Source organism: Microbacterium sp. M (genome assembly GCF_045181065.1).
In the GTDB taxonomy this organism is placed as follows: domain Bacteria; phylum Actinomycetota; class Actinomycetes; order Actinomycetales; family Microbacteriaceae; genus Microbacterium.
This window is the reverse complement of sequence record NZ_CP173721.1, coordinates 1,019,649-1,042,399: the sequence shown is the minus strand read 5'-3', so window position 1 is coordinate 1,042,399 and position 22,751 is coordinate 1,019,649. Positions and strand designations below refer to the sequence as shown.

General features: G+C 68.0%; 24 protein-coding genes and 1 pseudogene. 12 read left to right on the top strand and 13 right to left on the bottom strand.

All coding sequences use genetic code 11. The features are described 5' to 3' along the window. Positions 1–90: 90 nt before the first annotated feature. Both ispD and ACI7YT_RS04840 read right to left on the bottom strand, forming a co-directional pair. A complete protein-coding gene (gene ispD, locus ACI7YT_RS04845; RefSeq protein ID WP_406249336.1) occupies positions 91–1,290 on the bottom strand; it encodes a 2-C-methyl-D-erythritol 4-phosphate cytidylyltransferase in 1,200 nt (399 codons plus the stop codon). 72 nt (positions 1,291–1,362) lie between these two features. Next, the gene (locus ACI7YT_RS04840) at positions 1,363–1,845 is read right to left on the bottom strand and encodes a CarD family transcriptional regulator (RefSeq protein WP_264157127.1); all 483 of its coding nucleotides are present in this window, start codon (positions 1,843–1,845) and stop codon (positions 1,363–1,365) included. Positions 1,846–1,981: 136 nt separating this feature from the next. Here ACI7YT_RS04840 and ACI7YT_RS04835 point away from each other — a divergent pair, with 136 nt between their 5' ends. After that, a complete protein-coding gene (locus ACI7YT_RS04835; protein ID WP_406249335.1) occupies positions 1,982–2,566 on the top strand; it encodes a DNA modification methylase in 585 nt (194 codons plus the stop codon). Positions 2,567–2,639: 73 nt separating this feature from the next. On the opposite strand, the gene ACI7YT_RS04830 is transcribed toward ACI7YT_RS04835, so the two are convergent. Together ACI7YT_RS04830 and ACI7YT_RS04825 are read right to left on the bottom strand one after the other, a co-directional pair. Further along, positions 2,640–3,323 (bottom strand): response regulator, encoded by a 684-nt coding sequence (locus ACI7YT_RS04830; protein ID WP_406249334.1) that lies wholly within the window; start codon positions 3,321–3,323, stop codon positions 2,640–2,642. Further along, positions 3,320–4,534, bottom strand: coding sequence for a sensor histidine kinase (locus ACI7YT_RS04825; RefSeq protein WP_406249333.1), 1,215 nt, complete (start codon positions 4,532–4,534; stop codon positions 3,320–3,322). The genes ACI7YT_RS04830 and ACI7YT_RS04825 overlap by 4 nt, the downstream gene beginning before the upstream one ends. Before the next feature lie 194 nt (positions 4,535–4,728). Here ACI7YT_RS04825 and phoU point away from each other — a divergent pair, with 194 nt between their 5' ends. Continuing rightward, positions 4,729–5,439, top strand: coding sequence for a phosphate signaling complex protein PhoU (gene phoU / locus ACI7YT_RS04820; RefSeq protein WP_406249332.1), 711 nt, complete (start codon positions 4,729–4,731; stop codon positions 5,437–5,439). A 56-nt stretch (positions 5,440–5,495) separates the two neighbouring features. Here phoU and ACI7YT_RS04815 read toward each other — a convergent pair whose 3' ends face one another. Beyond that, on the bottom strand, positions 5,496–6,239 hold the full coding sequence (locus ACI7YT_RS04815; RefSeq protein ID WP_406249331.1) for a phosphoglyceromutase: 744 nt from the start codon (positions 6,237–6,239) through the stop codon (positions 5,496–5,498). Between the two features lie 38 nt (positions 6,240–6,277). Between ACI7YT_RS04815 and ACI7YT_RS04810 the strand changes: the two genes are divergently transcribed. Beyond that, positions 6,278–7,105 (top strand): class I SAM-dependent methyltransferase, encoded by an 828-nt coding sequence (locus ACI7YT_RS04810; protein ID WP_406249330.1) that lies wholly within the window; start codon positions 6,278–6,280, stop codon positions 7,103–7,105. A 44-nt stretch (positions 7,106–7,149) separates the two neighbouring features. On the opposite strand, the gene ACI7YT_RS04805 is transcribed toward ACI7YT_RS04810, so the two are convergent. The 4 genes from ACI7YT_RS04805 to ACI7YT_RS04790 form a co-directional block, all read right to left on the bottom strand. Beyond that, positions 7,150–8,082 (bottom strand): hypothetical protein, encoded by a 933-nt coding sequence (locus tag ACI7YT_RS04805; protein WP_406249329.1) that lies wholly within the window; start codon positions 8,080–8,082, stop codon positions 7,150–7,152. A 115-nt stretch (positions 8,083–8,197) separates the two neighbouring features. Then, positions 8,198–9,259, bottom strand: a complete 1,062-nt coding sequence (locus ACI7YT_RS04800) for a YgfZ/GcvT domain-containing protein (protein WP_406249328.1) — start codon at positions 9,257–9,259, stop codon at positions 8,198–8,200. Continuing rightward, positions 9,256–9,858, bottom strand: coding sequence for an FABP family protein (locus tag ACI7YT_RS04795; protein ID WP_406249327.1), 603 nt, complete (start codon positions 9,856–9,858; stop codon positions 9,256–9,258). The genes ACI7YT_RS04800 and ACI7YT_RS04795 overlap by 4 nt, the downstream gene beginning before the upstream one ends. 129 nt (positions 9,859–9,987) lie before the next feature. Continuing rightward, complete coding sequence (locus ACI7YT_RS04790) at positions 9,988–10,281, bottom strand: hypothetical protein (protein ID WP_406249326.1); 294 nt, start codon at positions 10,279–10,281, stop codon at positions 9,988–9,990. 127 nt (positions 10,282–10,408) lie between these two features. Here ACI7YT_RS04790 and ACI7YT_RS04785 point away from each other — a divergent pair, with 127 nt between their 5' ends. The 9 genes and pseudogenes from ACI7YT_RS04785 to ACI7YT_RS04745 all read left to right on the top strand — a co-directional run bounded on the left by ACI7YT_RS04785 (position 10,409) and on the right by ACI7YT_RS04745 (position 19,681). Next, positions 10,409–11,092 carry a winged-helix domain-containing protein gene (locus ACI7YT_RS04785; protein ID WP_406249325.1) on the top strand — a complete coding sequence of 228 codons (684 nt, stop codon included), beginning with the start codon at positions 10,409–10,411 and terminating at the stop codon, positions 11,090–11,092. Between the two features lie 48 nt (positions 11,093–11,140). Then, positions 11,141–13,306: an RNA degradosome polyphosphate kinase gene (locus ACI7YT_RS04780; protein WP_406249324.1), complete on the top strand. Its 2,166-nt coding sequence runs from the start codon at positions 11,141–11,143 to the stop codon at positions 13,304–13,306. Beyond that, the gene (locus ACI7YT_RS04775; RefSeq protein WP_406249323.1) at positions 13,303–14,286 is read left to right on the top strand and encodes an NUDIX domain-containing protein; all 984 of its coding nucleotides are present in this window, start codon (positions 13,303–13,305) and stop codon (positions 14,284–14,286) included. The genes ACI7YT_RS04780 and ACI7YT_RS04775 overlap by 4 nt, the downstream gene beginning before the upstream one ends. A 141-nt stretch (positions 14,287–14,427) precedes the next feature. Beyond that, a complete protein-coding gene (locus ACI7YT_RS04770; protein ID WP_406249322.1) occupies positions 14,428–15,531 on the top strand; it encodes a phosphate ABC transporter substrate-binding protein PstS in 1,104 nt (367 codons plus the stop codon). A 113-nt stretch (positions 15,532–15,644) separates the two neighbouring features. After that, positions 15,645–16,625 (top strand): phosphate ABC transporter permease subunit PstC, encoded by a 981-nt coding sequence (pstC, locus tag ACI7YT_RS04765; RefSeq protein WP_406249321.1) that lies wholly within the window; start codon positions 15,645–15,647, stop codon positions 16,623–16,625. A 1-nt stretch (position 16,626) separates the two neighbouring features. Then, a complete protein-coding gene (gene pstA, locus ACI7YT_RS04760) occupies positions 16,627–17,709 on the top strand; it encodes a phosphate ABC transporter permease PstA (protein ID WP_406249320.1) in 1,083 nt (360 codons plus the stop codon). Between the two features lie 22 nt (positions 17,710–17,731). Further along, positions 17,732–18,511, top strand: coding sequence for a phosphate ABC transporter ATP-binding protein PstB (pstB, locus tag ACI7YT_RS04755; RefSeq protein WP_406249319.1), 780 nt, complete (start codon positions 17,732–17,734; stop codon positions 18,509–18,511). Between the two features lie 84 nt (positions 18,512–18,595). Then, positions 18,596–18,805, top strand: a pseudogene (locus tag ACI7YT_RS04750) (hypothetical protein); the annotation flags it as partial. Positions 18,806–19,081: 276 nt separating this feature from the next. Continuing rightward, positions 19,082–19,681: an endonuclease domain-containing protein gene (locus ACI7YT_RS04745; protein WP_406250494.1), complete on the top strand. Its 600-nt coding sequence runs from the start codon at positions 19,082–19,084 to the stop codon at positions 19,679–19,681. Here the strand turns inward: ACI7YT_RS04745 and ACI7YT_RS04740 are convergent. The 4 genes from ACI7YT_RS04740 to sigK form a co-directional block, all read right to left on the bottom strand. Continuing rightward, on the bottom strand, positions 19,638–20,522 hold the full coding sequence (locus tag ACI7YT_RS04740) for an aminodeoxychorismate lyase (RefSeq protein WP_406249318.1): 885 nt from the start codon (positions 20,520–20,522) through the stop codon (positions 19,638–19,640). The genes ACI7YT_RS04745 and ACI7YT_RS04740 overlap by 44 nt on opposite strands. Before the next feature lie 174 nt (positions 20,523–20,696). Then, positions 20,697–21,323, bottom strand: a complete 627-nt coding sequence (locus tag ACI7YT_RS04735) for a DNA-directed RNA polymerase subunit beta (RefSeq protein WP_406249317.1) — start codon at positions 21,321–21,323, stop codon at positions 20,697–20,699. A 19-nt stretch (positions 21,324–21,342) separates the two neighbouring features. Beyond that, positions 21,343–22,128, bottom strand: a complete 786-nt coding sequence (locus ACI7YT_RS04730; protein ID WP_406249316.1) for an anti-sigma factor domain-containing protein — start codon at positions 22,126–22,128, stop codon at positions 21,343–21,345. After that, complete coding sequence (gene sigK / locus ACI7YT_RS04725; RefSeq protein ID WP_406249315.1) at positions 22,125–22,724, bottom strand: ECF RNA polymerase sigma factor SigK; 600 nt, start codon at positions 22,722–22,724, stop codon at positions 22,125–22,127. The genes ACI7YT_RS04730 and sigK overlap by 4 nt, the downstream gene beginning before the upstream one ends. Positions 22,725–22,751: the final 27 nt, after the last annotated feature.

Below are 22,751 nucleotides of genomic sequence, written 5' to 3'. Positions count from 1 at the left end.
CCGGGGCGGTGCTGAACGGCCGCCCGGTGCGACGAATCACGGACACTGTGACGAATCACGAAGGGATCGGGGAAAAACCTCCGTGATTCGTCATCGGATCCGTGAAGCGTCCGGCACGAGAACTGCGATCGCGGTCACCGATATCCCCTCGCCGCGGCCGGGGAACCCGAGACCGTCGGTGGTCGTCGCCGATACCGTCACGGGCGCTCCCCCGAGCGCACTCGACAGCGCCTGTTCGGCCTCGGTGCGGCGGGCGCTGAATCGCGGCCGATTCCCCTGGAACTGCACAGACACGTTGCCGATGCTCCAGCCCGCCTCGTTCACCAGTTCGAGCGTGCGGGCGAGGAAGACATGGGCGTGCGCTCCCGCATACTCCGGATGCGACGTACCGAAGTGCTGGCCGATGTCGCCGAGGCCTGCGGCCCCCAGCAGCGCGTCGACGATCGCGTGAGCCACGGCATCCCCGTCCGAGTGCCCGGAGAGCGCAGGCTCCCCGGGCCATTCCAGGCCGGCGAGCCAGAGGTTCCCGTCGCCGCCGAAGGCGTGCACGTCCGTGCCGACCCCCACGACCGGGATGACCGGAGCGGACGCCACGGCGCCCAGCAGATGCCGCGCACGTTCCAGATCGGCGGGCGTCGTGATCTTGAACGCGCGCTGCGACCCCGCGATGCGGTGCACGTCGTGTCCTGCCGCGGCGTACAGCGCCGCATCGTCGGTGTACTCGATTCCGGAGGACAGAGCGGTCGCATAGGCGGCTTCCAGAGGAAGCCTCGGGAATCCCTGCGGCGTCTGAGCCGCGGCGAGCTCGGATCGGTCGACGCCGCCGACGACCGCCGCACCCTCGACGCGCTTGAGGGTATCGACGACCGGCAGCACCGGGATCGCCCCCGCGTCGCCGGCGACCGCTTGGACGACGGCGTCGATCTGCGCCGCGGGCGTCAGTGCCCGTGCGGCATCGTGCACGAGCACGCAGGTGACATCGCCCCACAGCGCACCGAGCCCGGCCGCCACGGACATCTGGCGGGTGGCCCCGCCCGTGACGACTCTGCCGAGATCCGCACGATCGCCGGCGGCAGCGCGCAACTCGCTCTCGGCCTCTCCCTCGAATCCGACCGGTGCGACGACGATCACCTGCATCGGCGCCGCGGCGAACACGCCGTCGAGCGCATGGCGCAGGATCGAACGCTCATCGATCCCCACGAGCGCCTTGGGGGCGCCGGCGCCGAGACGCGTGCCCGATCCGGCCGCGACGACGATGATGGCGGTATCGGGTACGGGCAGCACGGTCACGCTCTCACGTTACCTGCGCAGACGAGAAAAGGCGGATGCCGAAGCATCCGCCTTTTCTCGTAAGTCATCCGTTCAGGAAGCGAGCACCTCGTCGAGGAGGGCGCCGGCCTTGTCCTCGTCGATCTTCTCCGCGAGCGCGAGCTCGGAGATGAGGATCTGACGAGCCTTCGCCAGCATGCGCTTCTCGCCCGCGGACAGGCCGCGGTCCTGATCGCGGCGCCAGAGATCGCGAACGACCTCGCTGACCTTGATCACGTCACCCGAAGCGAGCTTCTCGAGGTTCGCCTTGTAGCGACGCGACCAGTTGGTCGGCTCCTCGGTGAACGGGGCGCGCAGCACCTCGAACACGTGGTCGAGCCCTTCTTTGCCGATCACGTCGCGGACCCCGACGAGGTCGACGTTCTCGGCGGGGACCTCGATGATCAGATCCCCCTGCGTGACGTTGAGCTTCAGATACTTCTTCGTCTCGCCCTTGATGATACGGTCCTTGACCTCGATGATCGTCGCGGCTCCGTGGTGCGGATAGACGACGGTCTCGCCAACCTCAAAAAGCATAAAAGCGTGTCCTTTCGGCAACCTCCAGGATACCACAGGCGACATGCACTAAGGTTTGCGCCCCCTCCGTCCCGACGGCCACCCCGGCGTACGCATAGAATGGACGTGCATTTCCCGCCGCATCTCAGGAGGACCCGTGAAATCGCGCCTTGTTGCGTCTGTCGTTCTCAGCGCTGTCGTGCTGACGGGTGCGACGGGGTGCACCTTCATCACCCCCCAGGCGAGCACCATCGCCTACTCGGCGTCCGACGGGGTGAACGTCGCCGACTCCTCCGGCCCCGTCGCCATCCGCAACGCGATGATCATCGCCGACGAGAGCGGCGAACTGGGCAACCTGGTCGCGGCGTTCGTGAACCCGACCGACGAGGACGTCGTGGTCACGGTGGAGCTGCAGGGTCTCGAGCCCTTCGAAGTCGAGGTCCCGGCCGAAGAGACCGTCAGCCTCGGCGCGAACGAAGAGCCGCTGCTGCTGGACAGCGCGGACGCCGACGGCGATCTGACCTTCGCCCCCGGCTCCACGGTCGAGGTCTACTTCCAGTCCGGCGACGGCACCGGCGACGCGGTCAACGTCCCCGTGCTGGACGGCGCCCTCCCCTACTACTCCGACCTCGTGCCGGAGCCCGCTGAGGAGGAGATCCGCATCGACGACGAGGTCAGCGTCCCCACCGAGACGCCGGTGCCCACCGACAAGCCGGACGCTTCGGAGTCCGAGGAGCACTGAGCCTCAGCATCCCGAACATCGAAGAAGGCCGGTCCCCGCAACGGGTGACCGGCCTTCTTCGCATGGCGTGCGTTCAGCCCTCGAATCGATAGCCGAGACCGCGGACGGTCACGAGCATCGTCGGGTCGGACGGATTCTCCTCGATGCGCGATCGGATGCGCTTGATGTGCACGTCCAGCGTCTTGGTGTCGCCGAAGTAGTCGCTGCCCCAGACGCGATCGATCAGCTGCCCCCGGGTGAGCACGCGACCCGAGTTGCGCATCAGGACCTCGAGCAGTTCGAATTCCTTCAGCGGCATGTTGATCTGGGAACCTGCGACCGTGACCGTGTGCCGGTCGATGTCGAGGCTCACGCGCCCGCCGTCCAGCACGCGCTCGTCGAGTTCGCTCTCGGCCTGCACGACGCGGCGCAGCACGGCGCGCATGCGCGCGAGCAGTTCGCGGGACGAATAGGGCTTGGTGATGTAATCGTCCGCACCGAGCTCGAGCCCGACGACGATGTCCACCTCGGAGTCCTTCGCCGTGAGCATGATGATCGGAACCGCCGAGGTCGATCGGATCTGGCGGCACACCTCGGTCCCCGGCATCCCCGGGAGCATCAGATCGAGCAGCACGATGTCGGCGCCCTGCTCGCGGAACGCGTTCAGCGCACCAGGGCCGTCTTCGGCGATCTCGACCTCGTAGCCCTCACGACGCAGCAGATAGGCAAGGGGATCGGCGAGATCTGGTTCGTCCTCGACGAGAAGGATGCGGGTCATACGCTCTCTCCGGTTCGTGCGCGAGCCGCTTTCGCGGCCTTCTTCGTGCGCTTCTTCTTGGTCTTCCTGCTGATGTCCTCCGGCTCGGGGGCATCGATTCGCGGAAGGCGGATGGTGAAGGTCGATCCACGGCCGGGGCGGGACCAGACCCGCACCTCGCCGCTGTGGCGATGGATCGCGTGCTTGACGATCGACAGGCCGAGCCCGGTGCCGCCGGTGCGGCGCGAGCGCGCTTCGTCCGCGCGGTAGAAGCGCTCGAAGATCCGCTCACGATCGGATTCCGAGATGCCGATCCCCTGATCGGACACGGCGATCTCGACCACGCCCTCGGCGGCCCTGACGCCGACGCCGACGCGCGATCCGCGCGGTGAGTAGACGATCGCGTTCGCGATGAGGTTTCCGACGGCCTCGATCAGGATCTGCGCGTCGCCGCGCACCCAGATGTCGCGGTCGCCGCCTCTGGCGAGCTCGACCCCCGCGGAGTCGGCCTGGATAGCGTGCGCCTCGATGGATGCCGCGACCACTTCGTCGATCGCGACGATGGCGACATCGGTGAGCCCGTCGGCCGCCTGCAGCCGAGAGAGGCTCATGATGCGCCCCGTGAGCTGCCCGAGACGCGTCGCCTCCGCCGAGATGCGGCTCGCGAACGCCCGCACCTGAGCCGGATCGTCGGCGGCCGACTCGATGGCCTCGGCCAGCAGACTCACCGAGGCCACAGGTGTCTTGAGCTCATGGCTGGTGTTCGCGACGAAGTCTCGGCGCATCTCATCGAGGCGCTCCTGTTCAGTGACGTCGCGGATGACGAGGAGGGTCAGCCGGGCGCCGACCGCGCTGGCACGCGCGGACACGAGCCGGGGGTCCAGCGTCGTGCCGGTGCGCCTGATGCGCATGGTCTCGGTCTCCGATGCGCCGGTGGAGCGGACGGTGCGCACCAGCTGACGCAGTTCCTGGTTCTCCAGCGTCGAGCCGCTCACGATCCCGAAGAGCTCGGCGGCGTGCGAAGTCGCCAGCACGAGTCCGGATGCGTCGACGACGCAGGCGGCATCCTCCATGCTGAGCAGGACGTCCGTGATGCCCGGCGGAATCGTCGTCGACGTCTCGGCTTCGGCCTCCGCACGGGCCCGGTAGGCGAGCAGTATCAGGCCGCAGATCCCCGCGCCGATGAGCACACCGATGGCGAGGGCGAGCAGCGCGATCTGCGGCGTGGTCATAGAACAAGCGTAGAGTGCGTTCACCACGACTTCTGCGGGTTTCCGCGCCACAGCGGGTCGTGACGAACTACTATTCACGTTCTGGGCACCGTTCGTTAACCTTCGACGAACACAATCGCTTCGGGCCCGCACGAGGCGCTGCGCCCACCGATCGGCCGTACCACGCCGCTGAGACCCGAAAGGTTGCGCCGCACATGCGCGAAGTCTTCCACCAGTCCCTTGAGGACCTTCAGTCCCGCCTCGTGGAGATCGCCGATCTCGTCACGGTTTCGATCGACAAGGCGACCCGCGCCTTCGCGACGAGCGACGTCGGTCTCGCCGAAGAGGTCATCGCCGACGACGCCAAGATCGACCTGCTCGCGGTCGCCCTGGACGAGCAGGCCATCGAGATCCTGGCACGCCAGCAGCCGGTCGCCCGCGACCTGCGCATCGTCGTCACGGCCCTGCGCGTGAGCGCGTCTCTGGAGCGGATGGGCGACATGAGCGAGCACATCGCCCAGCTCGCACGACTTCGCTTCCCCGAGCGCGCCATCCCGAAGGGCCTCAAGGGCACCTTCACCAAGATGGGCGAGCTGGATGTCGAGATCTCGCGCACCCTCAGCGAGCTGCTGCGCACGCAGGACCTCCGCTTCGCCGACGCGATCCGCAACGCGGACGACGACGTCGACGAGCTGCACGCCAGCGTCTTCGAGAAGGTGCTCAGCGACAATTGGAAGGGCGAAGCGCACGCGACCGTCGACGCGACGCTCGCCAGCCGCTATCACGAGCGCTTCGCCGACCACGCGGTCGCCGTCGCCAAGAAGGTCGTCTACCTCTCCACCGGCGATTGGGCCGTCCAGGAAGAGGACATCGCGCTGGCGCTCGAAGCCCAGGTGGCAGAGCAGCAGGAGCTCGGGCACGCCTGACCCGTTCATGACGAAGGCCGGATGCTGCGACAGCATCCGGCCTTCGTCGTGTCGTCCTACTTCTTGCCCTGCGCGGCGACCGCGGCGGCGCCGGCTGCGGCGGCCTCGGGGTCGAGGTAGCGACCAGGACCGGTCGGGACGTTGTTCTCGTCGAGCTCATACACCAGCGGGATGCCGGTGGGGATGTTGAGTTCGGCGATGTCGTCGTCGCTGATGCCCTCGAGGTGCTTGACGAGGCCGCGCAGCGAATTGCCGTGCGCAGTGACGAGAACCGTCTTGCCGGCCTCCAGATCGGGGACGATCGCGCTCTCCCAGTACGGCAGCAGGCGGTCGATCACGAGCTTGAGCGACTCGGTGCGCGGCACCTCGCCGTCGATGCCCGCGTACCGCGGGTCGTTCACCTGGCTGAACTCGCTGGCGTCGTCGAGCTCGGGCGGCGGCACGTCGAACGAGCGACGCCACAGCTGGAACTGCTCGGGTCCGAACTGCTCGAGCGTCTCGGCCTTGTCCTTGCCCTGCAGCTCGCCGTAGTGCCGCTCGTTCAGACGCCACGAACGGGTCACGGGGATCCACAGGCGGTCGGCGGCGTCCAGCGCGATGTTGGCGGTCTGGATCGCGCGGCTCAGCAGCGAGGTGTGCAGCACATCGGGCAGGAGGTCCGCCTCGGCGAGCAGCTCGCCACCGCGGCGTGCCTCGGCCTCGCCCTGTGCGTTCAGGCGGACGTCCACCCAGCCGGTGAACAGGTTCAGTTCGTTCCATTCGCTCCGGCCATGGCGGAGCAGGATCAGGGTGCGCGTCATGATTCCAGCTTATCGAGCAGCCCTGCCAGGATTGACCCATGGCGTCATCTCCGCTCGGCAGGCCGACGCGCGGCACCACCGGCACCAACCGCCTGCGGCGCAACGATCGGTGGATCGCCGCTTCGGCCGCGTTCCGCGCGGCTTCGGACCCTCTCGTCATCGACCTCGGCTACGGCGCCAGTGGAGTCACGGCGCTCGAGCTCGCCACGCGTCTCGCTCGTGTGCGCCCGGATGCCGAGGTCCTCGGCCTCGAGCTCGACCCCGCGCGCGTGTCGACCGCCCGCGACCAGCTCGCCGAGGTCCGTGCCGGTCGCACGCCCTTCGACTCCGGCATCCGGGTGTCGTTCGAGCGAGGCGGGTTCGAAGTGCCCGTCTCGGGCGGACGACGTCCCGCGATCATCCGGGCGATGAACGTGCTGCGTCAGTACGACGAGGCGGACGTCGCAGACGCCTGGCGGACGGTCGCGGGCAGGTTGGCGACCGGCGGACTGTTCGTCGAGGGAACGTGCGACGAGCTCGGCCGGATCGCGAGCTGGGTGGATGTGACCGCGGACGGAGTGCCGGCGCGCTTCACGATCTCACTGCGACTGGCCGAGCTCGAGAGGCCGGGAATCGTCGCAGAGCGCCTGCCGAAGGCGCTCATCCATCGGAACGTCCCCGGCGAGCGTGTGCACGATCTGCTCGTCGGCTTCGACCGGGAGTGGGACAGAGCCGCTCCCCTGTCGACGTTCGGTGCGACTCAGCGGTTCATCGCCGCGGCGACGGCGCTGAAGGCGCAGGGATGGCCCGTGCTCGGCGGCCGCAGCCGGTGGCGTCTGGGCGAGCTGACCGTGCCGTGGTCGGCGGTCGCGCCTCGCTCTTCGTGACCTTCATCGCGGAAGCCCGTTCGAAGATGGTGAACGCGCGGATGTCATCCCCAGCGTTCGCGCAACCAGTCCGCCCCGGCGAGTGCCTCGCTGTACTGGAAAGCACGGAGCGTGGGCATGCCTGCAGGCGCCGGCCAAGAGGCTTTCTGGAAGTACCGCCCTGTCAGCCCGGCGAGCACAGAATCGATGTCGTCAGGGCCCACTCCCGCGAAGACCTCTTGTGTAGCCAGCACCTGCTCGGCGTCAAACCGTTCGCCACGCAGCCGGGCGTCGAACAGATACATGAGTCCGTCGATCCAGCGCGCCCCGACGCCGGCCCAAGGCCAGTCGATGATCCACGCCGCGCCTGCGCCGTCGACCAGCACGTTGTCGGCACGGCAGTCCAGATGCTGCAGATGCGCGCCGTCCACGACGTCGCACACGCGTTCTGCCGCCGCGCGCAGACGCGGCGACGATGCGCTCGCCCAGGCCGGCAGCTCGATGCCTTCGGATTCGAGATGTCTCCAGCTGTCGCGCTCGCCGACGAATTCGTCGGCCGCACGGGGCAGCGCTTCGAACGCGTCCGCGGCGATCTCGGGAAGCGTCGCGAGGGCATCCAGGATGGATTCGATCTGCGACCCGTCGTTCTGCGTCCCTGGGTGTTCTCCGTCGATGTCCTCGATGATGAGTGCCACCCAGCCCTCTCGCTCGTACGTGCCCAGCAGCCGAGGAGCGCGCACACCGTCAGGGATGACACGCATCACCGCGATCTCTCGTCGATGCAGATCGAAGCACGTTGCGTCATGCGCCTGCCGGACCGCCTTGACGAAGGCGCGCGCGCCATCGGCCGTGACGATGCGATCCGCGCTGCCCGGAGAGAATCCGTCGTGCTGGCTGACTGCCGAGATCACCCGCCCGCCGAGCACGCGCGCTGCCTCGGCACGCAGAGCCGCAGGGAGATCGCGCCAGCGCACGCGGGATTTCTCATCAACGGGCATCAGAACACTGTAGCCCGGCGCCGCGAACGCTTCCGCGCGCCTTTCGCCTTGGCGCTGTCGGACAGCAGCAGTTCCGTCTCGAATCGCGATGCTCGCGCTCGATACGGCGGCGGTGTCAGGTGCGGCGGGAGAGGCGCGTGAGCTTGGGGACGTCCGCCGTGGCACCGGCATCGGCCGGGACGATGATCTGCTGCGCCGCGGCGACGTCCACGCCGTCGGCGCGCACGATGAGGTCGCCGTCCGGCGCGCGGCGCGAAAGGATCGCCAGCGCGATCGGGCCGTCCTCGTGATGGCGTGCGACCGATGTCACGTGTCCGACCTCGGCATCCCCCGCGAACACGGGCGAACCGGGCGCGGGCAGCACATCGTCGCTGCCGTCCAGGTGCAGCGCAGCGAGGCGGCGCGGCGGGTGACCGAGGTTGTGCACCTTCGCCACCGTCTCCTGTCCCCGATAGCAGCCCTTGTTCAGGTGCACGGCGCTGCGGATCCAGTCGGTCTCGTGCGGCAGCGATCGTTCGTCGACCTCGGAGGCCCACCGTGGACGCCAGGCTGCGATCCGAAGCGCCTCGGCCGCCAGCAGCCCTGCGGCTTCCACGGATCCGGCCACGGATGCCGCGGCATCCGCTTCGAGGATGGCGATGCGCCAGGCGTAGCCGGTGGACGGATGCTCGGCGACGTCGGCGTACTGGTGCCCACCGACCTGCACGTGCTCCCAGGGATCCGCCCAGACGAGCGCTCCGGCGAGCGCGGCCCCGGCCGCACCGCCCGCGAAGAACCCGAGCAGTGCGCGCTCAGGGTGCGGTTCGATCGTGACCTGCGAGCGGAACACCATTCGCTTCAGCCAGCCCAGCAGCGCTTCGGCATCTCCGGTGTCGACGATGAGCCAGGCCGAGGAGCCGTCGTCGACGATGCCGGCGGCGTGCTCGACGTGCCCCTGCGGGTCGAGGATCAGCAATTCGCTGCTCTCCCCCGGTGCGAGCCGCGTGGTGGCCTGGGAGGTGAACGAGTCGAGCCAGCTCAGTCGCTCCGGACCGGCGACCTCGATGACGGTGCGGTCGCCGAGCAGCACGACGGCGTCTCCGGACAGCAGACGCCGCTGTTCGCGCATCGGCTCGCCGTAGTGCGCGACGACGCCGTCATCCAGTACGGCGCCGGGAAGATCCGCGAAACCCGTCATACCTTGGCCAGACGAGCGGACGCGTGAGAGCCGAGCTCGGAACCGAGCGCCGCGATGTCCCACGCCCAGAGCAGATGGCCGTCGACCAGCCCGTACATGCGGGTGGCCGCGGCGTAGTCCTTGCCTCCGGCGCCGCGGACGATGGCATCGGTCGCGATGTCGATGCGCGGACCGGCGATCTCACCGAGGTACAGCTCGAGCGCGCCGTCGGAGTGCGCGATCGAGACCTCGAGCGGGAATCCACCGGACTCAGCGCGCAGCAGCTCGACGTCGTCGACCGTGCGGGCGGGGGCGTCTTCGATCGGCGGCAGCAGCGCGGGGCCCGCGTCGGTCGGACCGGCCGGACGTGCGATGCGCCAGAATCCGGTCTCGGCGACCAGGGGCACCGACTCCTCGCCATCGCCGCGGGCGAGCCATCCGGTCGCGGAGTAGTTCAGATACGGCCCGCCGTCGTGGCTGAAGCTCACGCGGTGCGTGAACTCGCCCTCGTAGTGGTGGTCACCGGCCTGATAGTCGATGACGCCGGTGCCCTCCCAGACGCCCAGGAGCCAGGAGAGCGGAACGAGATCCGCGGGGAGGTCGGTCGGCAGCTCGAGCACGATCGATCAGCGCTGGCCGCGGAAGAGGTTCCGCAGAACGACTCCGGAGACGAACACGATCGCGAGGCTCGCGAGGCCGAGCAGACCGATGAAGAAGAGCTCGAGCGCGAAAAGATCCATACCGTCACTCTACCCCGCGGTGGAGATGGCGGCGAGGCCGAAGCCGACCGAGATGACGCCCATCAGCAGAAGCGCTCCCATGATGCTGGCCGAGACCCGCACGATGAAGCCGTGCGTCAGGCCGTATCCCAGTTGCGTGGCGAACGCGAGCAGCACGACGCCGCCGAATGCCACCAGCAGCGACGGCATCCGCCACGGCTCGACGACGAAGATGCCGATCGCCACGGCCGCGAGCAGCGCCACCGCCCAGACGACGATCATCCCGGTGAAGGCGTTGCGAGGAGCCAGAGCGGGTTCGGACATGCCTTCATTGTCCCCCATCCGACCCTCCGCGCGACATGTACGGCACCGGCATCGGTATCATGGGCGCACGGCGTCGCTCGCGATCGTCGTCAAGGGCGACGGTCATGGACGCCCGAAAGGACGTTGCGTGGCCCTGCTTCTGGTTCTGACATCTGCTCCCACTGCGGAGTCGGTCCTGCCCGCCCTCGATCTGCTCAGCCACCGTGTTCGTCAGATCCCCGCGGAGCCGGCCCAGCTCGTCTCCGCGCCCGAGAGCGACATCGTCATCGTGGATGGACGGCACGACCTCGCCGGCGCGAAATCGCTGTGCAAGCTGCTGCGCACCACGGGTCAGGATGCTCCGCTGCTGCTCGTCGTCACAGAGGGCGGGATGAGTGCGGTGTCGGGCGATTGGGGCATCGACGACGTCCTGCTGTCGACCGCGGGGCCCGCCGAGACCGACGCCCGCATCCGACTCGCGATCGCCCGCAGCGAGGAGAAGTCGGAGCCCGCTCGCGTGCAGGCCTCAGGCGTCACGATCGATGAGCAGTCCTACTCCGCCAAGCTCCACGGCCGCGCGCTGGACCTCACGTACAAGGAGTTCCAGCTCCTGCATTTCCTCGCCACCCACCCGTCGCGCGTCTTCACCCGAGAGCAGCTGCTCAGCGAGGTGTGGGGGTACGACTACTTCGGCGGAACCCGCACCGTCGACGTGCACGTCAGGCGCCTGCGCGCCAAACTCGGCGATGCCGAACAGATCATCGGCACGGTCCGCAACGTCGGCTACCGCTTCAACATCTACGAGGATGACCAACTCGCCGGTGCCCGCTGAGGCGACGCGTTCACGCGCGCGTCACCTGGCGGTGCTTAGATGAATCCCATGATGGATCCCTCACTCGCCGATGCCGGTCTCGGAGACGCGGAGGACGACGACTTCGACGCTCTCGGTTTCGAGGACGCACAGCTTCCCGACCACCGCTACCTCGATCGTGAGCTCAGCTGGCTCGCGTTCAATCAGCGTGTGCTCGAGCTGGCCGAAGATCCGGCGCTCCCCGAACTCGAGCGGGCCAACTTCCTCGCCATCTTCGCGAGCAACCTCGACGAGTTCTTCATGGTCCGCGTGGCCGGCCTCAAGCGCCGCATCATCACGGGCCTCGCCGTGCCGACCAACGTCGGGCGCGCTCCGTCGGACGTGCTCTCGGACATCTCGCGGGAGGCGCACGCTCTGCAACTCCGACACGCCGGTGTCTGGACGAACTCGGTCCGCCCAGCGCTGGCGGATGCCGGGATCGAGATCTCGGAGTGGAGCGAGCTCACCGCCGGCGAGCGCGACGCCCTGGGCGAGTACTTCCAGGCCCACGTGTTCCCGGTGCTCATGCCCCTCGCGGTCGACCCTGCGCACCCCTTCCCCTACATCTCCGGTCTGTCGCTGAACCTCGCGATCCGCATCCGCAACGCCCGCACCGGACGGCAGGAGTTCGCGCGCCTCAAGGTGCCGCCGATGCTCCCCCGCTTCGTCGAGGTTCCAGGAGCCAGCGAGATCAAGCGGTTCCTCCGCCTCGAGGAGCTCATCGCCAACCACCTCGGCGACCTGTTCCCCGGCATGGAGGTCCTCGACCACCACGCGTTCCGTCTCACGCGCAACGAGGACGTCGAGATCGAAGAGGATGAGAGCGAGAACCTCATCCAGGCGCTGGAAGCCGAGCTGCTGCGCCGCCGGTTCGGTCCGCCGATCCGTCTCGAGATCACGGACGACATGGACGACCTCACGCTCGACCTGCTCGTGAAGGAGCTCGACATCACGGACAAGGAGGTCTACCGCCTCCCCGGGCCGCTCGATCTGCGCGGTCTGTTCGACCTCAGCCGCATCCAGCGCCCCGATCTGCGCTACCCGCCGCACCTGCCGACGACCGCGCTGGCCTTCCAGCCGGGCGACAACAACGAGCGCAGGGACATCTTCACCAGCATCCGCAAGCGCGACGTGCTCGTGCACCACCCGTACGAGTCCTTCGCGACCAGCGTGCAGGCGTTCCTCGAGCAGGCAGCGCGCGACCCGCACGTGCTCGCCATCAAGCAGACCCTGTACCGTACCTCGGGCGACAGCCCCGTGGTGCAGGCGCTCATCGATGCGGCCGAAGCCGGCAAGCAGGTTCTCGCGCTGGTCGAGGTGAAGGCGCGCTTCGACGAGGCCAACAACATCGTGTGGGCGCGCAAGCTCGAGAAGGCCGGCGTCCATGTGGTCTACGGCCTGGTCGGGTTGAAGACGCACTGCAAGCTCGCACTCGTCATCCGCGAGGAAGACGGGATGCTGCGGCACTACTCGCACGTCGGAACGGGTAACTACAACCCGAAGACCAGCCGCATCTACGAGGATTTCGGCCTGTTCACCGCCGACCCGCAGGTCGGCAAGGACCTCACCCGCCTGTTCAACGAGCTCAGCGGATACGCGATCGAGAAGAAGTTCAAGCGTCTGCTCGTCGCACCGCTGCACCTGCGCAAGGGTCTGCTGCGCCATATCGATAACGAGCGGCAGAACGCCGTCGACGGCAAGCCGGCGCACATCCGGATCAAGGTCAACTCGATGGTCGATGAGGAGATCATCGACGGGCTGTATCGCGCCAGCGCGGCCGGCGTGAAGGTCGACGTGTGGGTGCGCGGCATCTGCAGCCTGCGCGCGGATCTGCCGGGGATCACGGACAACATCACCGTGCGCAGCATCCTCGGGCGATACCTCGAGCACTCCCGGATCTTCGCGTTCCACAACAACGGCGACCCGCAGGTGCACATCGGCAGCGCCGACATGATGCACCGCAACCTGGACCGCCGTGTCGAGGCCCTGGTCCGCGTCGTCGACCCAGCGCACGTCGAGGAGCTCATCACGCTGTTCGACCTCGCCATGGACGACGGAACCAACTCCTGGCATCTCGGCGAAGGCGGCGTCTGGATGCGCCACACCGTGGATGCCGCGGGCAAGCCGCTCATCGACCTGCAGGATAAGACCATGAGCCAGATCCGCAGGCGGCGTCGGAGCCGTTCGGTGCGATGAGCCTCGGGCGGACGCAGCACGGCACGCCCCTCGAGGTGGTGCGCGACGACAAGGCCGTGTACGCGGCAGGGGCCGTCGTGTGGCGTCTGGTCGATTCCAAGCTGCGCATCCTGCTGATCCACCGGACGAAGTACCGCGACGTCACGCTCCCCAAGGGGAAGGTGGACCCCGGCGAGATGCTCGCCGAGACCGCCGTCCGAGAGGTGCATGAGGAGACCGGCATCCGAGTCTCGCTCGGAGTTCCCGTCGGGGTGAGCCGCTACTTCATGCGCCCGAAGCGTCAGAAGGTCGTGCACTACTGGGCTGCGGAGGCGACCGAGGAGGCGATCCGCCGCTCGACCTTCGTTCCCAACGGAGAGATCGCCGCCATCGAGTGGGTGAGTCTGAAGAAGGCGCGCGCCCAGCTGAGCTATCCCGTGGATACCGAGATCCTGGATTCGTTCGAGACGCTCGTGGACGACGGCGTGCTGCACACGTTCCCCGTGATCGCGCTGCGTCATGCGAAGGCGATGTCCCGGTCGGAGTGGGATGGTCCGGATGCCGGTCGCCCGCTGACCGAGCGGGGCAAGCGCCAGGCGAAGGCGATCGTCGGCCCGCTGCGCGCATTCGGTGTGCGCAAGATCGTCACCAGCGACGCTGTCCGGTGCGTGCAGACCGTCGCTCCGCTCGCGAGGGCGCTGGAACGAGTGCCGGTCGAGACGCCTCGCCTGAGTCAGGATGCCTGGGAAGACGGATACTCCGACGTCCGCGCCGTCATCGGCAAACGGGTGCGGTCGCGAAAGCCGGCGGTGATCTGCAGCCACGGACCTGTGCTGCCCGATGTGCTCACCGAGATCGCGCTGGCGACGGGCACGCTGCGCGGCTCCTACGTGTCCAGCGCGTCCGCGCTCGAGGTCGCCGCATTCTCCGTCGTGCATCTGTCGACGACGAACCCCGGCTCGGGGATCATCGCGATCGAGACGCACGTCCCGACGGTCTGATGGCGTGCGGCGGGCACCCCAGAGGGTTGCCGCCCGTTCACCTCTCGTTTACCTGCGCGGGAGAGTCTCGTTAACCGTCACCCCTAGCGTCACTGTGTGCCCTGCACCGGGCCCCACCCATCATCGATCGAAGGATCCACAGTGAAGATCTCCCGAATCGCACGTATCGGCGCCGTCGGCGCCGTCGCCGCTCTCGCACTCGCCGGCTGTGCCGCGAACGAGGCTCCCGCCGGCGGCTCCTCCGAAGAGCCCTCCGAGTCCACGCTGTCCGGCACGCTGGACGCGACCGGCGCGTCCTCGCAGACGGCCGCCCAGGAGGCCTGGGTCGCCGCTTTCCAGACCGCGAACGAGGGCGTCACGATCAACTACGAGCCCACCGGCTCCGGCACGGGCCGCGAGAACTTCCTCGCCGGCGCGAGCAACTTCATCGGCTCCGACCGCGCGTTCAACGCCGAGGAGATCACCGCGGGCGGCTTCGGCACCTGCGCCACCGATGACATCGTCGAGATCCCCGTCTACATCTCGCCGGTCGCCGTCGCCTTCAACCTCGAGGGCGTCGACACGCTGAACCTGGATGCCGCCACGATCGCGGGCATCTTCGCCGGCACGATCACCAACTGGAACTCCGAGGCCATCGCGACGCTGAACCCGGACGCCACCCTGCCGGACCTCGCGATCACGCCCGTGCACCGTTCGGACCCGTCCGGCACGCAGGAGACCTTCGCGAACTACCTCTCGGCGACCGCGCCGGAGATCTGGACCTACGAGGTCTCGGACGAGTGGCCGATCCAGGGCGGCGAGGCCGCACAGGGCACCTCGGGCGTCGTCCAGGCGATCACCTCCGGCAACGGCACCATCGGCTTCGCCGACGCATCGCAGGTCGGCGACCTCGGCCAGGTGCACGTCGGCGTCAACGGCGAGTTCGTCGCGTACTCGGCAGAGGCCGCTTCGCAGCTCGTCGAGGGCGCCGCTCTCGAAGAGGGCCGCGGCGAGGGCGACCTCGCATTCGCCGTCGACCCCGCTGCCGCAGCGGACGGCGCCTACCCGATCGCGCTGGTCAGCTACCTGATCGGCTGCGAGCAGTACGAGGACGAGAACGTCGCGACCCTCGTCAAGGAGTACTTCACGTACGTCGCCAGCGCCGAGGGCCAGGACGCCGCCGCCGAGAACGCCGGCAACGCTCCCATCTCGGACGGCCTTCGCGAGAAGGTCAACGCCGCGATCGAACTCATCCAGGTCGGCTGACATCAGCCTTCCGGCTGAACGCTGACGCTGATGCCCTCGCGTCCTGACAGGACGCGAGGGCATCAGCGGGTCCAGAATCCGCTCTTCATCCACCCGCCCGAAACAGGGAGACCATGAGCACGACCGAGCAGGTCCCCGTCGTCACCACGACGGCGACGGAACCACCCGCACCGATCAAGGCCAAGCAGCGGCTCGGCGACCGCGTCTTCTCCGGCACCGCGCTCGGCGCGGGCATCGTCATCCTCGTCGTCCTCGCCGCCGTCGCGACCTTCCTCATCATCCAGAGCATCCCGGCGTTCGAGTCCGACACCTCGGGCAATCACATCCTGCGGGGCGAATCGTTCTGGTCCTACGTGTGGCCGCTCGTGTTCGGCACCCTGTGGGCGTCGTTCATGGCGCTCGTCATGGCCGCTCCGATCGCCATCGGCATCGCGCTGTTCATCTCGCACTATGCGCCGCGTCGACTCGCATCGGTGCTCGGATACCTCATCGACCTGCTCGCCGCCGTCCCCTCGGTCGTCTTCGGCCTCTGGGGCGGACTCGTGCTGGCACCCCTCCTGCAGCCCGTGTACGCCTGGCTGAACGCCAACGCCGCGTGGATCCCCATCTTCGGCGGCCAGGTGTCCCCCACCGGCCGCACCATCTTCACCGCGGCCATCGTGCTCGCCGTGATGATCATCCCGATCATGACCGCGATCTGCCGGGAAGTGTTCCTGCAGACTCCCAAGCTCCACGAGGAGGCCGCGCTCGCGTTGGGCTCCACCCGCTGGGAGATGGTCCGCATGGCCGTGCTGCCCTTCGCCCGCGGCGGCATGGTCTCCGCGGCCATGCTGGCCCTGGGGCGAGCCCTCGGCGAGACGATGGCCGTGACGATGGTGCTCTCGCCGTCCGCCGTGGTCAGCTTCCTCGTGCTCACCTCGACGAACCCGACGCCGATCCCCGCGAACATCGCGCTGGCGTTCCCCGAAGCCCACGACACGGGCGTCAACACGCTCATCGCGACCGGACTCATCCTGTTCGTCGTGACCTTCGCCGTCAACGCGCTGGCGCGCTGGATCGTCGCCCGCCGTGCCGAGTTCTCCGGAGCGAACTGACATGACCGTTCTCACCGCCCCCGCGCCTTCGGCCGCTCTCACCTCGGGCAAGCTTCCGAAGTGGGCCCCGTGGGCCCTGCTCCTCGGATGCTTCGTCATCTCGTTCGTGATCTTCGCCGTCGCCTCCATCGGCGTGGACATCGCGGACTTCAACGTCGCCGGAGCCGTCTTCGTCGGCATCGTGTTCTACATGGTGCTGATCACGGTGATCTCCTCGATCGCCGAAAGCCGCCGCAAGGCCGTCGACCGCCTCATGACGGCGCTCGTCGCCACGGCGTTCGTCATCGCCCTGCTGCCCCTGATCTCGCTGCTGTGGACGGTGGTCGCCAACGGCCTCGCCCGTTTCGACGCCGAGTTCTTCTCCTCCTCGATGCGCAACGTCGTCGGAGACGGCGGCGGCATCGTGCACGCCATCTGGGGCACGGTGCTGATCACCCTGATGGCCGCGGTCATCTCGATCCCGGTCGGACTGATGACGTCGATCTACCTGGTCGAGTACGGCCGAGGGAAGATCGCGAAGGGCATCACGTTCTTCGTCGACGTGATGACCGGCATCCCGTCGATCGTCGCCGGTCTGTTCATCTACGCGGTGTTCGCGCTGATCCTCGGCCCCGGCATCTCGATGGGCTTCATGGGTGCCCTCGCCCTGGCAGTGCTGATGACCCCGGTCGTCGTGCGAGGCAGTGAGGAGCTGCTGCGCATCGTCCCCAACGAGCTGCGCGAGGCGTCGTACGCGCTGGGCGTGCCGAAGTGGCTGACGATCCTCAAGGTGGTGCTGCCGACGTCGATCGCCGGTATCACGACGTCGATCATGCTCTCGATCTCGCGCGTCATCGGCGAGACCGCCCCGTTGCTGCTGACCGCCGGGTTCACGCAGAGCCTGAATACGAATCTGTTCAGCGGTCAGATGATGACCCTGCCGGTTTTCGCCTACAACCAGTACATGAACCAGGGCACGAACCCCGAAGCGGCCCTCGACCGCGCATGGGCGTCCGCGCTCACACTGATCCTGATCGTCATGGTCCTGAACCTGCTCGCGCGTCTGATCGCGAAGTGGTTCGCCCCGAAGACCAACGGCCGCTGAGCCGCAACCCGAAGGAACTGAAGTGTCCAAGAGCATCGAAGTCAATGACCTCAACGTCTACTACGGCGACTTCCTCGCCGTGGAGGGCGTCTCCCTCGACATCCAGCCGCGCAGCGTCACCGCCTTCATCGGCCCGTCCGGCTGCGGCAAGTCCACGTTCCTGCGCACCCTGAACCGCATGCACGAGGTGATCCCCGGTGCGCGCGTCCAGGGCGAGGTGCTGCTGGACGGCAAGGACCTGTACGCACCGGGCGTCGACCCGGTGCTCGTGCGCCGGCAGGTCGGAATGGTGTTCCAGCGCCCGAACCCGTTCCCGACGATGTCGATCAAGGAGAACGTGCTCGCCGGCGTCAAGCTGAACAACAAGCGCATCACCAAGAGCGAGGCCGACGACCTGGTCGAGAAGTCCCTGACCGGCGCGAACCTCTGGAACGAGGTCAAGGACCGTCTGGACCGCCCCGGCTCGGGTCTGTCCGGTGGACAGCAGCAGCGTCTGTGCATCGCCCGCGCCATCGCCGTCTCGCCCGAGGTGCTGCTGATGGACGAGCCGTGCTCCGCGCTCGACCCGATCTCGACCTACGCGATCGAGGAACTCATCGGCGAGCTGAAGAACGAGTTCACGATCGTGATCGTCACGCACAACATGCAGCAGGCGTCGCGCGTCTCGGACCGGACGGCGTTCTTCAACATCGCCGGCACGGGCAAGCCGGGCAAGCTGATCGAGTACGACGACACCACGTCGATCTTCACGACGCCGACGGTGCAGGCCACCGAGGACTACGTCTCCGGGCGCTTCGGATGATCTGAGGTTCGCTGCGTTCGGGAAGCCCGGATCATCTGCCGCCTTTCCGGTGTGTCGTCATTCGACACGCCGTCCGGGGCACGGATGGTCCGGGTTTTCCCGTTCCGCGACTCGCCCTGCACAGCCGCGCACTCGGGCGAGATCATCCCCAATCGCCGCCGACGCCGCCCATCAGGGTTCACGCTCAGGCAGGCTCGCGGGATGTTCCCAAGGGCGGTGGATGTCCTCCGGCGGCTCGGACGCATGGCTCGAACGTCTGAACTGCGCCGCTTCGGCGTGACCGAAGCAGAACTCACTCGAGCCGTTCGCGCCGGAGAGATTCTGCGCCCGCGACAGGGTGTCTACGCTCTGGCCGGTACTGCGGGTGCTCTGCTCCATGCGGCCGAGCACGGCGGTGCGTTGGGCTGCTCTGCCGCCGGAGAACTGCATGGTCTGTGGATCCTCGCGACGCCAGATCACTGGCACGTCTGGTTGGGGGCCAAGGGAACCGCTCGATCCGACTGCACGCGTTGCCGACTCCACTGGGATGCCGGACACGTTCGGGTCGGAGCGCTGCCACCGGTCGCGAACGTGCTCCTGCAGATCGCGAATTGCACGGACGAGGACACGTTCTTCGCCGCGTTGGAGTCCGCACTCCGCCACAGCAGGCTCTCACCTGGAGATCTGGCCTGGTTGTGGCGACATCTTCCGGTCCGGATGCGCTGGCTCGTCGGCTTCGCGCGATCCGACGCCGACAGCGGGTTGGAGTCGCTCATTCGTCTACGCCTTCATCGCATCGGGATCGCCGTGCGCACGCAGGTGCTGATCCCCGGCGTGGGCGAGGTCGACTTCGTGATCGGTGACCGGCTGATCGTCGAGGCCGACGGGCGCGAGAACCACGAAGGCGCTGATAGGCGCCACAAGGACCTCGTTCGGGACGCCGCTGCTGCGGCACTCGGCTATCAGACCCTTCGTTTCGACTACGACTTGATCGTTCGCAACTGGTCGGTCGTGGAGGCCGCGATTCTTGCCGCGTTGATGCACGCGGAAAACCCGGATCATTCGACGCCGGGTCGGAGCGTCCCCCGCCGACACGCCGGGCGCGGAACGGTTGATCCACGTTTTCCGGCTATGGGACGGGACGCGATCAGTCCCGTGGGGACAGCAGGTAGCGGTTCAGTGCGTCCGTGAACGCACGATCGACGGGGATCGGACGCCCGTCGATCGCCGTGATCGGCGCCGCCAGGCGGACGCTCGACACCAGCCACGCGGCATCCGCCTTCGCCAGATCGGATGCCGGGACCTGCGCGTAGTCGGTCGTGAACCCCTGGGATGCCAGGTGGTCGTACACGCTCAGCTGCGTCGTGCCGTGCAGGATGCCGCCGTTCGGCGCCGGCGTGACGAACCGGTCGCCGACCCGCAGGATGAGGGAGGCGGTCGGGGCCTCGAGCACGAATCCGTCACTGGACAGGAAGATCGCATCATCGGCTCCGCGCCTGGCCGCCTCGCGCAGCGCCGCCATGTTCACGGCGTACGAGAGCGTCTTCGCTCCCAGCAGCAACCACGGCGCGCGTTCGGCCGCGTCGAGGCCGTAACCCCGGTCCAGCGTCACGACACGGACCCCCTCCGTGCGCACCCAGGAGAAATCGGATGCCGGGGCGGCCGTCACCCACGCCGTCGGCGTCGGACCGTGCTCGACGCCACGGCTGAGGATCAGCTTGATGACCGACTCCCCCGACGGGCACGCGGCCGCGGCGACGCGCACGGCCTGCCGCCACTGCTCGATGTTCGGTGCCGGGAGATCGCACAGCTGCGCCGAATGGGCGAGCCGATGCAGGTGCGGCACGAGTTCCTGCGGATGCGAGTCGACGACGCCGATCGATTCGAAGACGCCGTCTCCCCGCTGGGTGCTGAGCTCACCGACGCTGAGCGCCGGGGCCGCGGCATCCACTTCGGTGAACGTATCGGAGTAGTCCGCGCGCTCGTCGGAGGCGAGTACGGGATCGATGATCAGAGCGAAGCGCCGGGTCATGGATCGACTCTACGACCGATGCCGCCGTCGGGAATACCTGCCGCGCCCTCGCGTTACAATGGATTGGCCGGGCCGCATAACCCCGGGCTCCAACTTCTGCCGCTGCGAGCGGCCTTCCGCCGAGAGGCGTTCTTGCGGCCCGGTCTTTTCATACCCGCGCGCGGCGCGAGATCCTCAGGTCAGGATGCCGGCGCGCCAGGCGTTGGCGCAGGCAGCGAGGTCCTTGGCGTAGGTGCTCAGGCGGAGGGCCCTGGTCGTCAACTCGGTGGCACGTTCCGGCTCGGTCGTCTCGTAGTCATCCGCGACATGCGTGGCGCCCGAAGCGTGCACTCTGCAGAACGCCGCGGCTCGTTCGAGAGCGATCGCGAAGTCTCCGCGGAAGGCGCCGCGCAGGATCTCATCGATCAGGACGACGAGCTCCTCCGGAGACGCCGGTGCGGGTGCACCCGCCACGACCGTGTCGGCCGTCGCCAGTTCGACCCTGCCACGCTCATAGAGCAGCGCCACGGTCTGCGGGTCGTTGTGGATGGCGAGCTGCAGGAGATAGAGCCGCCAGAGGGCCCCTGGCAGGGAGACCGCAGGAGCCGCGGACCACAGTTCGGCGATCTCATCGATCCCGTGATCGGCGGTGAAGGCGATCAGCCGCTCGGTGCTCTCGCCGCTCTCGTCCGCACGCGCGCGGGCGATCAGCGCCGACGCGGTGGCGTGCGCGATGCGCGATTTCTCGGCGGCTCCTGCCGACCCGGCGAAGTTGTCGAAGGACGCGGAGGGCCGACGGACGGGGCGGCGGAACTCGGGCATCCCTCCAGGCTACTCGCGCTCAGGCGGTCGGGATCACGATGATCGGATCGGTCGTCGGGGCTCCGGTCGGAGAGCCGCCGGCTGCCTCGATCGTGACCGCGATCGCATCACCCGTCTGCATCTGGCCTTCGAGGAGCGCCGTGCTCGTCTCGCCGTCGACGTCGAAGACTCCGGCCGACACCGGCGCGTCTCCCCGCACGTACCAGAGCTCGTACGTCAGGTCCTCGTCGAGCTGTTCCAGCCCATCGGCGACCAGCACCGCTTCGCCGAGGGATTCGGACCAGTGAGCCGTCGCGACGCCGCCCGATTCGAGCTCGACCGAGGCCTCCTGCGCATCCGGTGCGCTCTCGATCTGCTCCAGGGCCACCACCGATGCCGGTCGCTGCAGCTGCCCGATGACCACCGCGGCTCCGGCACCGATGCCGACGATGAGGACGAGACAGGCGGCGAGCACGAACATCAACCGGCTCCGGCGGCGTGCGGTCGACGGCGCCCGTGCATCGTCAGCGGATGCGCTCGATGCCTGATCTGCCGAAAGGATCTCTGCCGTCGTCGGCCGCCCCGAGACAGGCGCGCCCTGCGGCGTCTGCGCGATCCGCGCCAACAGGGCGTCGCGGACCGATGCCGGAGGCGCGACGTCGGCGACCGTCGATGCCAGATGTACGGCGTCCTCGGCATCCGTTTCGGTCAGCTCCCGCCACTCCGGATGCGCATGGAGAGCGTCCGCGTACCGTCGCTCGTCCTCGGCGGACAGAGCGTTCAGCGCGTGTCCGGCCGACAGTTCGGCGAACTCCCGCTCGTTCATGCGATCACCCCCATCTCGCTCCGCAGGCGTGTGAGCCCGTCTCTCATCCGTGTCTTGATCGTCCCCAGCGGCGTCTTGCTCAGGACGGCGATCTCGCTCTGGCTGTAGCCGCCGTAGTAGGCGAGCACGAGAGCCTCGCGCTGCGCTTCGGGGAGCATCCCCAGCGCCGCGACCACCTGTTCCCCCGCCATGCTCAACTCGACCTGCTCTGCGACGCTGTCATGCGCGATCCCCAGATCGCGGATCCCCGCCTTCACATCGCGATCGGCACTCGCCTGCGATGCGCGAACCCGGTCGACTGCACGACGATGGGCGATGGTGAGGATCCATGTCCTTCCCTGCCCCTTGTTCGGAGCGAAGCGCGCAGCGGATTGCCACACCTCCAGGAAGACCTCCTGCAGCACCTCTTCGCTCTGCGAGCGGTTGACGAGGACGCGCAGGATGAGGCCGAAGACGCGCGAGGACAGCATGTCGTAGAGCTCCGCGAACGCCTGCTGGTCTCCGTCGGCGACGCGAACGAGGAGGTCGGCGGCGAGATCTCCCGCCGAGCCGTCCTCCGGCACGTCCACGCCGTCGATGACCATCTCCATAAGCATGCCGCATCCACCTCCTCTCGCTCGCAT

Coding starts and splice junctions, on each gene's coding strand:
- ACI7YT_RS04730 (WP_406249316.1), bottom strand. CDS start 22,128: ATGAACGAGCGGGAGTTCGCCGAACTGTCGGCCGGACACGCGCTGAAC.
- ACI7YT_RS04775 (WP_406249323.1), top strand. CDS start 13,303: ATGAGCCTCGGGCGGACGCAGCACGGCACGCCCCTCGAGGTGGTGCGC.
- ACI7YT_RS04830 (WP_406249334.1), bottom strand. CDS start 3,323: ATGACCCGCATCCTTCTCGTCGAGGACGAACCAGATCTCGCCGATCCC.
- ACI7YT_RS04740 (WP_406249318.1), bottom strand. CDS start 20,522: ATGACCCGGCGCTTCGCTCTGATCATCGATCCCGTACTCGCCTCCGAC.
- ACI7YT_RS04810 (WP_406249330.1), top strand. CDS start 6,278: ATGGCGTCATCTCCGCTCGGCAGGCCGACGCGCGGCACCACCGGCACC.
- pstC (WP_406249321.1), top strand. CDS start 15,645: ATGAGCACGACCGAGCAGGTCCCCGTCGTCACCACGACGGCGACGGAA.
- ACI7YT_RS04840 (WP_264157127.1), bottom strand. CDS start 1,845: ATGCTTTTTGAGGTTGGCGAGACCGTCGTCTATCCGCACCACGGAGCC.
- ACI7YT_RS04815 (WP_406249331.1), bottom strand. CDS start 6,239: ATGACGCGCACCCTGATCCTGCTCCGCCATGGCCGGAGCGAATGGAAC.
- ACI7YT_RS04790 (WP_406249326.1), bottom strand. CDS start 10,281: ATGTCCGAACCCGCTCTGGCTCCTCGCAACGCCTTCACCGGGATGATC.
- ACI7YT_RS04825 (WP_406249333.1), bottom strand. CDS start 4,534: ATGACCACGCCGCAGATCGCGCTGCTCGCCCTCGCCATCGGTGTGCTC.
- ACI7YT_RS04800 (WP_406249328.1), bottom strand. CDS start 9,259: ATGACGGGTTTCGCGGATCTTCCCGGCGCCGTACTGGATGACGGCGTC.
- ACI7YT_RS04805 (WP_406249329.1), bottom strand. CDS start 8,082: ATGCCCGTTGATGAGAAATCCCGCGTGCGCTGGCGCGATCTCCCTGCG.
- ACI7YT_RS04780 (WP_406249324.1), top strand. CDS start 11,141: ATGATGGATCCCTCACTCGCCGATGCCGGTCTCGGAGACGCGGAGGAC.
- phoU (WP_406249332.1), top strand. CDS start 4,729: ATGCGCGAAGTCTTCCACCAGTCCCTTGAGGACCTTCAGTCCCGCCTC.
- ACI7YT_RS04735 (WP_406249317.1), bottom strand. CDS start 21,323: ATGCCCGAGTTCCGCCGCCCCGTCCGTCGGCCCTCCGCGTCCTTCGAC.
- sigK (WP_406249315.1), bottom strand. CDS start 22,724: ATGCTTATGGAGATGGTCATCGACGGCGTGGACGTGCCGGAGGACGGC.
- pstA (WP_406249320.1), top strand. CDS start 16,627: ATGACCGTTCTCACCGCCCCCGCGCCTTCGGCCGCTCTCACCTCGGGC.